The sequence below is a fragment of the Mycobacterium sp. ABE4_509 genome, assembly GCF_056160785.1.
On the sequence record NZ_JBSWXU010000030.1, the window covers coordinates 1 to 12617 of the forward strand.

13 protein-coding genes are annotated in these 12617 nt (G+C 69.9%); 4 read left to right on the plus strand and 9 right to left on the minus strand.

Annotated features, from left to right (window positions below; all coding sequences use genetic code 11):
• The 8 genes from ACXAID_RS09210 to ACXAID_RS09245 form a co-directional block, all read right to left on the minus strand.
• Positions 1-366, minus strand: a 366-nt coding sequence (locus ACXAID_RS09210) for a biotin/lipoyl-containing protein (protein ID WP_475021897.1), incomplete at its 3' end; no start/stop codon positions are given.
• Positions 363-1340, minus strand: a complete 978-nt coding sequence (locus ACXAID_RS09215) for an alpha-ketoacid dehydrogenase subunit beta (RefSeq protein ID WP_475021898.1) — start codon at positions 1338-1340, stop codon at positions 363-365. The genes ACXAID_RS09215 and ACXAID_RS09210, both read right to left, overlap by 4 nt.
• Entirely contained in the window at positions 1337-2302 is a 966-nt protein-coding gene (gene pdhA, locus ACXAID_RS09220) for a pyruvate dehydrogenase (acetyl-transferring) E1 component subunit alpha (protein ID WP_475021899.1), read from the minus strand. Before pdhA ends, ACXAID_RS09215 begins: the two co-directional genes overlap by 4 nt.
• The gene (gene acsA / locus ACXAID_RS09225; protein WP_475021900.1) at positions 2299-4092 is read right to left on the minus strand and encodes an acetate--CoA ligase; all 1794 of its coding nucleotides are present in this window, start codon (positions 4090-4092) and stop codon (positions 2299-2301) included. Before acsA ends, pdhA begins: the two co-directional genes overlap by 4 nt.
• Complete coding sequence (locus tag ACXAID_RS09230) at positions 4089-4355, minus strand: hypothetical protein (RefSeq protein WP_475021901.1); 267 nt, start codon at positions 4353-4355, stop codon at positions 4089-4091. Before ACXAID_RS09230 ends, acsA begins: the two co-directional genes overlap by 4 nt.
• Positions 4356-4476: 121 nt before the next feature.
• A complete protein-coding gene (locus ACXAID_RS09235) occupies positions 4477-5325 on the minus strand; it encodes a universal stress protein (protein WP_475021902.1) in 849 nt (282 codons plus the stop codon).
• A gap of 40 nt (positions 5326-5365) precedes the next feature.
• Positions 5366-5623, minus strand: a complete 258-nt coding sequence (locus tag ACXAID_RS09240; protein WP_475021903.1) for a DUF1918 domain-containing protein — start codon at positions 5621-5623, stop codon at positions 5366-5368.
• Between the two features lie 29 nt (positions 5624-5652).
• Positions 5653-6360 carry an SRPBCC family protein gene (locus tag ACXAID_RS09245; RefSeq protein WP_475021904.1) on the minus strand — a complete coding sequence of 236 codons (708 nt, stop codon included), beginning with the start codon at positions 6358-6360 and terminating at the stop codon, positions 5653-5655.
• 169 nt (positions 6361-6529) lie between these two features.
• On the opposite strand from ACXAID_RS09245, the gene ACXAID_RS09250 reads away from it, so the two are divergent.
• Positions 6530-7243, plus strand: a complete 714-nt coding sequence (locus ACXAID_RS09250; protein WP_475021905.1) for a hypothetical protein — start codon at positions 6530-6532, stop codon at positions 7241-7243.
• Here ACXAID_RS09250 and ACXAID_RS09255 read toward each other — a convergent pair whose 3' ends face one another.
• Entirely contained in the window at positions 7244-8092 is an 849-nt protein-coding gene (locus tag ACXAID_RS09255; protein WP_475021906.1) for a universal stress protein, read from the minus strand.
• A 73-nt stretch (positions 8093-8165) separates the two neighbouring features.
• Here ACXAID_RS09255 and ACXAID_RS09260 point away from each other — a divergent pair, with 73 nt between their 5' ends.
• The 3 genes from ACXAID_RS09260 to ACXAID_RS09270 are packed head-to-tail and all read left to right on the plus strand — an operon-like array spanning position 8166 to position 12588.
• Positions 8166-9830 (plus strand): NAD(P)/FAD-dependent oxidoreductase, encoded by a 1665-nt coding sequence (locus tag ACXAID_RS09260; protein ID WP_475021907.1) that lies wholly within the window; start codon positions 8166-8168, stop codon positions 9828-9830.
• A gap of 10 nt (positions 9831-9840) precedes the next feature.
• The gene (locus tag ACXAID_RS09265; protein WP_475021908.1) at positions 9841-11109 is read left to right on the plus strand and encodes an ATP-binding protein; all 1269 of its coding nucleotides are present in this window, start codon (positions 9841-9843) and stop codon (positions 11107-11109) included.
• 18 nt (positions 11110-11127) lie between these two features.
• A complete protein-coding gene (locus ACXAID_RS09270) occupies positions 11128-12588 on the plus strand; it encodes an ATP-binding protein (RefSeq protein WP_475021909.1) in 1461 nt (486 codons plus the stop codon).
• Positions 12589-12617: the final 29 nt, after the last annotated feature.

The following is a 12617-nucleotide window of genomic DNA, read 5'->3' on the forward strand; positions in this document are numbered from 1 at the left end:
GTGCGGGGCGCCGGCGCCGGGCGGGCCCGCGGTCGGAGCCGGCATGACCTCCCCATGTGCCGGCTCGACGACCGCGGGCGCCTCGGTGATGGTCACCGGCCGGGCCCTCGGCGCGTCCTGCGATCGCTCGCCCGGTTCCAGCAAGGTCGCCAACGGAGTCCCCACCTCGACGGTCTGCCCGACGGGCACGAGCAGTTCGGCGACGGTCCCGTCGTGCCAGCACTCGACCTCGACGGCCGCCTTCGTGGTTTCGACCACGGCCACGACCTGACCGCGGGTGACGGTGTCGCCGGGCTTGACGAGCCACTCGTCGAGAGTCCCCTCGTCCATGTCCGAACCCAGTGCCGGCATGGCGAACTCGATCACGGCTGCGCCCCGAGCAGACCCTTGACCGCCGCCACGATGTCCTCGCGTTGCGGCAACGCCGCCTGCTCGAGGTGCTTGGCGTAGGGCATCGGCACCTCGGCACTGCACACCCTGGCGACCGGAGCGTCGAGCTCGAAGAAGACGTTCTCGGCGATCTGGGCGCTGATCTCGCCGGCGAGACTCCCCGTCCGCCAGGCCTCGTCGACGACGACCGCCCGGTGGGTCTTGCGCACCGACTCCAGAATCGTCTCGGTGTCCAGCGGGCGCAGCACCCGCAGATCGACGACCTCGCAGCTGATACCGGCGACGGAGAGCTCGTCGGCCGCGTCCAGCGCCTTCGGCAGGCAGCCACCGTAGGCGATCACGGTGGCGTCGGATCCGCTGCGGCGCACCTCGGCCGAGCAGATGTCCCGCGGGCGCAACTGGTCGACGTCGGTGGCGGTGTTGTACAGCGTGACGTGTTCGAAGACCACCACCGGATCCGGGTCGGCCAGTGCGGCGCTCAGCATCCCGTAGGCGTCCTGGACCGTCGCCGGAGCGACGACCTTGATACCGGGGATGTGGGCGTACCAGTTCTCCAGGCTGTGCGAATGCTGGGCGCCCAGCTGCCGCCCCGCGCCGGTCGCCATCCGCACCACCAGAGGCACCGAGAACTGGCCTCCGGACATGTGCCGCAGGGTGGCTGCGGTGTTGACCACCTGGTCGAGCGCCAGCAGGCTGAAGTTGACGGTCATGACCTCGACGATCGGGCGCAGGCCTCCCAGCGCGGCACCGATCCCGACGCCGACGAAACCCAGTTCGGACAGCGGCGTGTCGCGCACCCGCTCGGGCCCGAACTCCTCCAGCAGCCCTTTGGACGCGGCGTAGGTGCCGCCGTAGCGCCCGACGTCCTCGCCCATCAGCACCACCCGCGGGTCTGCGCGCAGCGCGTCGCGGATCGCGTCGTGGACAGCGGTGCGGTAGGTCGTCTTCATCGGACCCCCTCCGAGACCGGCGTGAGCACGTCACGCTCGAGACCGTCGATGCTCTCCCATGTTCCGGCCTCGGCGAACTCCACGGCGGCATCGACTTCGGCATCGGCCGCTTTCTCGATCTCGGCGATGTCGGGCGGGCTCAGCACCCCTTCGGACAGGCAACGCTCGGTGAAGAGCCGGATCGGGTCGCGGGTGCGCCACTGGTCGACCTCGGCTTTGTCGCGATACAGCTCGGGGTCGAACATCGAATGCGCCCGGAACCGATAGGTGCGGAACTCGAGGAAGAACGGACCGCCCGCGCATCGGATGTGGTCGACGGCCTCGGCCGCCGCGTCGTGGCATGCCCTGACGTCCATTCCGTCGACGGGCAGGGCTGGCACGTTGTACGACGCGGCCTTGGCGGTCAGGTCGGTCTGCGATTGTGCGCGCTCGATCGCCGTGCCCATCGCGTAAAGGTTGTTCTCGCAGCAGAACAACACCGGCAGCCGCCACAGCGCCGCCATGTTCAGCGACTCGTGGAAGGCGCCTTCGGCGACGGCGCCGTCACCGAAGTAGCACGCGGTGACCCGGTCTCGACGGGCCACCGCGTCGGCGAGCCCGAGACCCACCGCCAGCGGCAGCCCGCCGCCGACGATGGCGTTGCCGCCGTAGAACCTTCGCTCGGCGTCGAACAGGTGCATCGAGCCGCCGCGGCCCCGCGAGCAGCCCTGTTGCTTCCCGAACATCTCGGCCATGATCGACGCCATCGGAACGCCCCGCAGCAGCGCGTGAGCGTGTTCGCGGTAGGTCGCCACCACCGCGTCGTCGGCGCCGAGGGCGCGCAGCGATCCCGCGGCCACCGCCTCCTCCCCCACATAGAGGTGCAGGAAGCCGCGGATCTTCGTCTCGCCGTAGAGTTCGGCGCACTTCTCCTCCATGCGACGCACCCGGACCATGTCGGTGAGCAGGTCGCGGGCGCTCATCGGCGCACCGCCCCGGACGTGGCGTGCTCGGAGGTCTCGATGGTGGAGGTGTCCCCCTCGGGCAGGCCGAGTTCGCGGGCCTTGAGCAACCGCCGCATGATCTTTCCGCTGCGGGTGTGCGGCAGCGAGTCGGCGAACTCGATTTGTTTGGGCGCGACGGCCGCCCCCAACCGCTTGCGGGCGTGTGCCGTCAGCGCACGCCGCAGTTCCTCGTCCGGCACATAATCGTTCTTCAGCGTCACGAACGCCTTGACCACCTCGCCCACCGTCGGATCCGGTATTCCGATGACCGCGGCCTCGGCCACCGCGGGGTGGTCGGTGAGCGCGTTCTCCACCTCGAACGGACCGATCAGGTGGCCGGCCGATTTGATGACGTCGTCGGCCCGGCCCACGAACCAGAAGTAGCCGTCGGCGTCGCGTTTGACCAGGTCCCCGGACAGGTAGAGCCCGTCGGCGAAACTGTTGCGGTATCGCTCCTGCTGGTTGAGATACCCCCGGAACATCGACGGCCAGCCGGGTTTGAGCGCCAGCTCGCCGTCCACGTCGGGCTCGGTGATCACCTCCACGGTGCCGTCGTCGCGACGGTGCACCACGTATGCGTCGACGCCGGGCAGCGGCCGCCCCATCGAGCCCGGCTTGATGTCGAACGCCGGGGTGTTGGCGATCATGATGCCGCCGGTCTCGGTTTGCCACCAGTTGTCGTGGATCGGCAGGCCCAGCACCCGCTGACCCCACCAGACCGCCTCGGCATTGAGCGGTTCGCCGACGCTGGCGATGAAGCGCAGCCTCGGGAAATGGAACCGCGCGGCGAGTTCGGGCCCGGCCTTGATCAGCATCCGAATGGCGGTCGGCGCCGTGTACCAGACGGTGACGCCCTGGTCCTGCAGGATCTCGTACCAGCGTTCGGCGTCGAACTCCGCTTCGTCGACGATCGACGTCACCCCGTGCAGCAGGGGCGCGATGACACCGTAGGACATCCCGGTCACCCAGCCGGGATCGGCGGTGCACCAATAGATGTCGTCGGAGTGCAGGTCCAGCGCGTAGCGGCCGGTGACGTAGTGCATCGTGACCGCACCGTGCACGTGCAGCGCGCCTTTCGGGGTGCCCGTGGTGCCGCTGGTGAAGTGCAGCAGGGCCGGGTCGTCGGCTGTGGTGGGCTCGATCGGCGCGTCCTCGCCGGCCTCATCCATGCGGGGCCAGAAACCCAGCGTGCCCGCCGCCGGGTCGTCGGCCTCGTCGTCGATGATCAGCACATGCCGCAGGGTCGGCACCCGGTCCCGGATCGCGGCGACCTTCCTGGTGTAGAGCGCCCTCGTGGTGACCAGCACGTCGGCCTCGCCCAGCGCGAGCCGGGTGGCGATGGGCTCCGGTCCGAACGCCGCGAACAGCGGCGACACGACGCTGCCGTTGCGCAGCGACCCGAGGATGGCGAAATAGAGCTCCTGACACCGGCTGGTGAGGGTGAACACCCGGTCGCCCTTGCCGACCCCCAGCGTGCGCAGCACAGTGGTGAACCGCCGGGCCGACCGCGCCAGCTCGGCATAGCTGAGGTCGTGGGCGCCGGGCCCGGCCGGGGAGCCCGACGCGGAGATGAAGCGAAGCGCCGTGCGGGAGGACACTGGGCCCTCGGCGTGCCGGTCGGCGGCAGCGAAGCCGATGTTGCATCCGCCGTGCATTCCCGCGCAGAGCTGCGGGGCGTCCTCCCACGCGAAGCCCGCCCGGGTGGTGTCGTACTCGGTGAAGTTCGGGGGCACCCGCCAGTCGGCGGCCGACTTGTGGATGACCGTCATGACGAGCTCACCGGCGCCTTGTTGGGTCGCACACCGGCCCGCGCCGCGGCACCGATGTTGGCCATCACCCTGTCGAGCAGGGCTTCGTAGGCCGATCCGTCGTCACGGAGCCCGCGGTAACCGCGGCGGCTCAGAAACGCGTCGAGCCTGCGGTCGATGGGCCAGTCCAGGTAGCTGTCCCCGGCGAACTCCGAGGCCAGGAACTGCCAGGCCACATCGTCGAATCGACTGCGGGACACGTCGATGCTGTTGGTAGGTGCCACGATCTCTCCCCTCCGTGCACGCTGCGGGTTCCAGCGTCACCGACGCGACCGCCACGAAATAGAGACGAAAGTCACAAACAGGGCGCGGTGGGTATCCGGGCCATACCGGGGGGCCGAGGGCTCACCGCCGGCGCGCGACGATCACCGAGGCCCGGGCACCCTGGGCCACCGCCGCTCCGACCGAGCCCAGCAGTTTGCCGGTGATCTCGCCCCGGCCGTGGCTGCCCACCACGACCAGCTGCGCGCGCTCTCCCTGGACGAGCAGTTGGCGGGTCGGATTCGAGAACCGGATCAGGTGGTGGACGGTGACCGACGGGTATCGCTCGCGCAGTTCGGCCAGGTTGCGCGTCAGGATGGCCTCGGCAGCGTCGATCAGCACCGAGTCCCGCCGGCCCGACGCGGGCGGGGCCTCGGTGTCGTGGCACGCGTGCAGCGCCAGCAGTTCGACGCCTCGCCAGCAGGCTTCGTCGAAGGCGATGGCGGCCGCCAGCTTGGACGCACGGGACCCGTCGATGCCCACGAGCACGGGTCGATGCGTTCGCCAGGACGGGGCGGCGTCGTCGCGGACGACGCCCACCGGGCAGTGCGCGTGCGCGATCAGCCCGTGGCTGACCGGTCCCAGCTCCCGGCGGTGCCGGCCGCTGAGGCCGTGGCCGCCGACCACGATCAGCTGCGCGGTCTTCGACAGGTCCGCCAGCGCGGCCGCCGGCCGTCCGCGCGGTTGCACAGTGCGCACGCCGCCACTGACCCCACCGGCGCCGTCCTCGGCCGCTGCCACAGCGCGACTCAGTATGTTGGCGGTGTCGTGCTGCCCGTCCGGTGTGGATGCGGGGTCGGCGACGATGTGGGCGACGGTCAGCGCGGCGCTTCGGAACGCGGCCTCATCGGCCGCCCACCGGACCGCCTGCAGCGCCGCCGCCGATCCGTCGGTCCCGACCACCACCCCGGCGGCGGTGTTGTGTTCGGACATGTCGAGCCCCCCTTGGTCCGGCCGATCCGCGACGGCCACGTCAACGCTTGCGGATGCTGTCCTGCAGCATCGAGATCCGTTGCCGGGCCCGTTCGTCGGCGGCACGTTGCTCGTCCGCGGTGACGACCAGCGCGTCCGGGCCCGGGAACACCATCGCCTCGTGCCCGGTGTCCAGCCAGCGCACGACGTAGGGCGGCGAACCGTCGGGGGAGCGCACCTCGGTGATCAGCCCCCGCTCGTCCGGGCGATCCACCGTCGCACTGTTGATCACCAGCCAGTCGCCGACTTCGGCCTTCATGACTGCCCTCTTTCCCCGGCTCGCACAGCTCAGACCACGCGGTGGAAACCGGTCTCGCCCGCCGTCGCGCTCGACGCGGAGGACCCCGGGGGCGCCGGGGTCTTCTCCGCCTCGGACCGGGCCTGCGCCCGGCGTTTGATCCCGAGCAGGATGCCTCTGGTGACGAATGCCCTGACGGGGCCGAGGAGTTCGGCGGCGATGCCGTCGGCCGGACTGCGGAGGGCCAGGCGGGAACGGATCAGCAGCCGGCAGCGGTCATCCCAGTGGGGGAAGACGTGGAAAGACCACACCAGGTCCCACGGCAGTGCGGGCCGTCGTCCGCGCAGCACGATCGATTCACCCTCGACGAGTGCGACGACGGCGAGCTCGACACCCTCGGTCAGGCCCAGCCATCCCCTGGGCACCAACCGAATCCGGTCACCGACGGCGAGGTGCTGCCATTCCGGATGGATGCGGTCGGCGTTGCGGTAGTGCAACCCGACCGCACTCTCCAGCCTCTCGAAGCTGTACAGACCGCCGCGGTCCTGACCCATCTGGACCAGCCACGACCAGACCTGCGCGGCCCCGGCGTCGATCCACACCGCTTCGGTCGCCTGCAGCACGGGAGGTGCGATCAGGTCGTCCCCGGGCAGCTCGCGGCTGGACTCAGCCTTGGTGGTGCCCCAGTCGCGGAAATAGCGGCGCGCCGCGTACAGCACCGCACCGGCTGCCAGAAGCTTCGCGGTTGTGTTCGCCATGATTCGAGCTTCACCCCGCCCGACCAGCGGCGCTAGGGTCGACAGCCACTCAACCGGGGACTTCCGTCCCTAGCCCGAACCGACACCGAGGGTGCCGCCTCACACAGGCCGGGGCACACATGACTTTCGACTCTAGGGACCGCGGACCGGCCGGGGCTAGCGTCGCATTGTGGGAAGGTACCGGCCGGTTCTGGCGGACGCGATGGCCCTGGCCGGCCTCGCGGCGCTCTACCGGGCCCGGATCCGGCCGTGGATGTACGCCTGGGGTGCCACCGACGACGAAGTGGCCGCAACGCTGCCCGGCGACAACCTGGTCGACGCGCATACCCCGCGCACCACCCGCGCGGTGACGATCGACGCCGCGGTGTCCGATGTCTGGCGCTGGCTGATCCAGATCGGCGAGGATCGCGGCGGCTTCTACAGCTACTCGCTGCTGGAGCGCGCGGTGGGCGCCGATGTGCACAACGCCACCACCATCCATCCCGAATGGCAGCACCTGCAGGTCGGCGACACGGTGTGGCTGGCCCGGCGGTACGGACCCGAGGCCCGCCAGATCGTCGCGGCCGTCGAACCCGGGTCCCATCTGGTGCTCGTGCCGCCCGGCGACTTCCAGCGGCTGGAACGCCGACAGCGGGCCTCGGGCAGCTGGTCGTTCGTGCTGCGCGCCGAAGCCGGCCGGACGCGCCTGATCACCCGGGGCAGCGGCGGGGTTGTCGGGCACTTCTGGTTCGACATCCCGCACTTCGTCATGGAGCAGAAGATGATGCGCGGCATCGCCAGACGGGCTCAGTGGTCGCGCAGGCTGGCCTCGCTCGGTTCGGTCGCCCGGCACCCCAGCGCCGGGCCGAAACGCCCCGATCTCGCTGTGGTGCGCACGACCTGATCAGCCGTGCACCACCAGCACCGGCCGATGCGACCGGTGCACCGCCGCCCTGGCGACACTTCCGAGCACGATCTCGCGCATCGTCGAACGCCCCCGCGACCCGACCACCAGCACCGCCGCGTCGTGCTCGTCGGCACACTCGATGAGCATGTCGGCGGTGACCCGGGGCGGTGACCCCAGCGCGTGCGGCAGCCGTCGCGACAACACCTTCGACCCCGACGCGGCCGGACCGGTCGTCACCTCGTCATCGTCGTCGTGCACCGCGGCCAGCAGGACTTCTCGCTCACCGAAGAGCCGGCGCGCCGTGGCCACCGCCGCCTCGGCACCGTCGGTGCCGTCATAGCCGACCAGCACCGGGCCACCGGCCAGCGCGTCGAACTCGTTGGCCAACAGCGGGTTCGGCACCACCAGCACCGGAACCGTCGCGTAGTGCACCACCAGATCCGACACGCTGCCCAGCACCGCGTCAGCGCCGCCGAGACCCCGACTGCCCACGATCACGACGTCGGTGCGCAATGTCTCGGCCAGCTGCGCCAGGCGCAGACCGTCCGACCCCATCGTGCGGTGCACCATCGGCTCGGCATCCCATTCGGCCGCGGCGGCCAACGCGACGCCGGCAGCCGCGGTGGCCTGGGCCTCGCGCTCACCCTCCCGCTCGATCAACCCGACGAGATCGTCGACGCCGCGCGCCGCCGCGCGCAACCGCCGGCGCAGCCTCGCGCTGCCGAACGGGGGTGTCCAGATGTAGACCACCCAGGCGTGGGCGGCGTCGAACAGCGCGGCTCCGGCGCTGATCGCCTCACCGGCCGAGTGCGAGCCGTCGTACCCGACCATCACGTTCGTCGGCATGGCGTTCACGGTAGGCCGCCCGCGGCCGGCCTGAGAGCAATTTCAGCTGGACACGAAGCGCATACTTGAGGCGATGACTGGACCTGAGCACCAGCCCCGAAAACCGGTGATCCTCACCGTCGACGACGATCCCGCGGTGTCCCGCGCCGTAGCCCGCGATCTGCGCCGGCACTACGGGGAGAGCTTCCGCATCGTGCGCGCCGAGTCGGGTCCCGATGCGCTGGAGACCCTCAACGAGCTGAAGCTGCGCGGCGAGACGGTGGCGGTGTTCGTCGCCGACTACCGGATGCCGCAGATGAGCGGCATCGAGTTCCTCGAAGCGGCGATGGACATCTTCCCGGCCGCGCGGCGCGTGCTGCTCACCGCCTACGCCGACACCCATGCCGCGATCGACGCCATCAACGTCGTCGACCTCGACCACTACCTGCTCAAACCCTGGGATCCGCCGCAGGAGAAGCTCTATCCGGTGATCGACGCGCTGATCGACGCGTGGCGGGCAGCCGGCGACCGCGCGATCCCGCACACCAAGATCATCGGCCACCCGTGGAACGCACGGTCAGCACAGGTACGCGAGTTCCTGGCCCGGAACCGCCTGTACTACACGTGGTTCCGCTCCGACGAGCACAAGGGAGCCCAGCTGCTCGACGCCGCCGGCCTGGACGGTCTGACCCTGCCGGTGGTGATCACCGAACAAGGCGAGACGCTGGTCGACCCGACCGACGCGGAGCTGGCCGCAACCCTGGGACTGACCACGACGCCGGCCGGCGACTTCTACGACCTCGTCGTCGTCGGCGGCGGGCCGGCCGGGCTGGCCGCGGCCGTCTACGGCGCGTCGGAGGGCCTCAAGACGGTGCTCATCGAGCGCACCGCCACCGGCGGTCAGGCCGGCCAGAGCTCACGTATCGAGAACTACCTCGGCTTCCCCGACGGGTTGTCCGGGTCGCAGCTCGCCGAGCGGGCGCGCCGCCAGGCCGAGAAGTTCTCCGCCGAGCTCATCATCGCCGCCGAGGTCACCGGCCTCGGCGTCGACGGCAGCGCCCGCACGGTGCAGCTGTCCGACGGCCGGTCGATCACCACCCGGGCGGTCATCCTGGCCATGGGGGTGGACTACCGCCAGCTGCCCGCCGAGGGTTGTGCCGACCTGACCGGCGCCGGGGTCTACTACGGCGCGACCACGTCGGTGGCCTCGGACTGCGAGAACGACGAGGTCTACGTGATCGGCGGAGCCAACTCCGCCGGCCAGGCCGCCATGCACCTGGCCCGCACCGCGAAGTCGGTGACCATCGTGAGCCGGCGCACGCTCGAAGACTCCATGTCGCACTACCTCATCCAGCAGATCCGCGCCCAGGACAACATCAAGGAGCTGCCGCACACCGTGGTACACGCGGTCAAGGGGGACGGCCACCTCGAGCGGGTCTGCCTGGAGAACACCCGCAGCGGCGAGCGCGACGAGTTCCACTGCGGCAAGATGTTCATCTTCATCGGCGCCGAACCCCGCACCGACTGGCTCGACGGTGTCGTGGTTCGCGACGACCACGGGTTCGTCGTCGCCGGACCCGATCTGCGGGACGTCAGCGGCTGGACGCTGGAGCGCCCGCCCCACCATCTGGAATCCAGCGTGCCCGGGGTGTTCGTCGCCGGGGACGTCAGGGCCGGGTCGGGCAAGCGGGTGGCCGCCGCAGTCGGTGAGGGCTCGATGGCCGTCATGCTGGTGCACCGCTACCTGGCCGAGACGTAGGGCGGCGACCATGGAGTTCAACAGTGAGTGCGACACCGCCGAACTGCGCTCGCTGTTCCTGTTCGAGTCACTGACCGACGGGCAGCTCGACCGGTTGTGCCGCAACGGCGCGACGGTGCACGCCGAGAGCGGGGCCCTGTTCACCGAGGGTGATCCCGCGACGTGCTTCTACGTGCTGCTCGACGGTGAGATCGCGCTGGCGAAACGGTCCGGCGGGTTGGACATCGAGACGATCCGCACCACCCAGCGAGGCGCCTACTTCGGAGCGTGGTCGGCGTTCCTGGCCGAACCGCAGGTCTATGAGACGTCGGCCCGCGCCACCCGGCCGGCCAGGATGTTCACGATCGAAGCCGAGGTCCTGGGCGAGTTCCTCCGCACCGAGTTCCCGATGGCCTGCCACTTCCTGACCGGGGCGACGCTGGGGCGGTTCAACCAGAACCGGATCGTCGGACCGCACGACCGGTTGCGCCAGCTCGCCCAGTTGACGGCGGGCCTGACCCACGAGCTGAACAATCCCGCGGCCGCGGCCCGGCGGGCCACCTCGGAGCTGCGTGCCCGTGTCGCCGGCCTGCGACGCAAGCTGGCGCTGCTCGCCGACGGTTCGATGAGCCTGGACTCGATGCGGGCCCTGGTCGACATCAGCGACACGGCCACCGCGCCGCCGACGCAGCCGCGGGTGCTGACCCCGATGCAGAAGTCCGACCTGGAGGAGGCCCTCGGCGACTGGCTCGACGACCGTGCGGTCGGTGACGCCTGGGATCTCGCGCCGGTGTTCGCCGAGGCGGGGCTGGACACCGACTGGCTCGACGGGGTCGCCGCCGCGATGGCGAACACCGGCGGCCTGCTGACCGACACCCTGGCCATGCTGTCGCACAACATCGGGCCCGACATCACCGTCGTCACCGCGTTCGACGAATCCGTGCCGCCGCTGCCCTGCTACCCCGCCGAGCTGAACCAGGTCTGGACCAACCTGATCGACAACGCCGTCACCGCCATGCGCTCGGCCGGAGACGGCGGCGGCACCCTCACCGTGCGGGTCTGCGTGCAGGGCGAATGTGCCCGCGTCGAGGTGTGCGATGACGGCCCCGGGGTGCCCGACGACCTCAGGGCGCGCGTCTTCGACCCGTTCTTCACCACCAAGCCGGTCGGTGAGGGCACCGGGCTGGGCCTGGATTTCGCCGCCCGCACCGTCGACAAACACGGCGGCAGCCTGTGGGTGGAATCCACACCCGGCGATACGCGTTTCATCTGTCTACTGCCTCTGCACGCCCCGAGCTGACGGCTGGAAGGATCTCCCATGGGCGAGAAGTGCCTGCCCGACGAGCTACGCACCCTGTTTCTGTTCGAGGCGCTGACCGACGCACAGTTGCAGACGCTGTGCGAGCACGGTCACATCGCCACCTTCGAACCGGGACCCATTCACGTCGAGGGCGAGCCGGCCACCTGCTTCTACGTGCTGATCGACGGTGAGCTGGTGATGTCCAAGCGCTCGGGCGGGGTCGACATCGAGACCAACCGGACCTCCCAGCGCGGTGTGTACTGCGGGGCGTGGTCGGCCTACATCCCCGGCGAGGAGCACGTCTATCAGGCCTCGGTGCGGGTCACCCGGCCGTCGCGGTTCTTCGTGCTCGACGCCGACGCGTTCAGCCGGTTCATGCAGGACGAGTTCCCGATGGCGGTGCACCTGCTCGAGGGGCACATGGTCGGCGGCATGCGGCAGCGTCAGATCCTCGGGCAACGCGAGAAGCTGCTGGCGCTCGGCCAGCTGTCGGCCGGGCTGACCCATCAGCTCAACAACCCGGCCGGGGCGACCGCGCGCGCGGTGGCCGACCTGCGCGAGGGGGTCGGCAAGATGCGCCACAAGCTGGCGATGCTCGCCGACGGCAAGTTCACCACCGACGCGTTGAAGGTACTGGTGAGCATTCAGGACGAGGTCGCCGAACAGGTGGCCAAGTCGAAATCCCAGGAACTGACGGCGTTGGAGACCTCCGACCGGGAGGAGCACATCGGCGACTGGCTCGAGTCCCACGGCATCGCGAGTGCCTGGGACTACGCCCCCACCTTCGTCGAAGCCGGTCTGGACACCGACTGGCTGGAGCGGGTCGCCGCCTCGATCGACGACGTCGACTGCTCGGCGACCCTGCCCGGGGCGATCGGCTGGCTGAAGTACACCATCGACAACGAGTTGTTGATGAACCAGATCGCCGAATCGAGCAAGCGGATCTCGGCACTGCTGGCCGGGGCCAAGCAGTACTCGCAGATGGACCGGGCCGAGTATCAGAGCGCCAACGTCCACGAACTGATCTACAGCACGGTCAAGACGATCTTCGGCGACAAGGTCGGCAAGGACAAACCGGTCGAGCTGGTCTGGGAGAAGGACAAGACCCTGCCCGAACTGCAGTGCTACCCAGGTGATCTCAACCAGGTGTGGACCAACATCATCGACAACGCGATCCAGGCCATGGCGGGCCGCGGCACGCTGACCATCCGCACCATGCGGGAGAACGAGGACATGATCCGGGTGGAGATCGGCGACACCGGGCCGGGCATCCCGGAGGATATCGCCGAGCGCATCTTCACCCCGTTCTTCACCACCAAGCCGTTCGGCGAGGGCACCGGCCTGGGACTGGACCTGGCCTGGCAGATCGTGGTCAAGAAGCACCACGGCAACCTGTCGGTGCAGTCACGACCCGGCGACACCAGGTTCATCGTCTGCCTGCCCCTGCAGGCCCCCGCCCCCGAGAGCCCCGGCGAATAACCTCGCCGCCAACATGGGTACACCCCTGC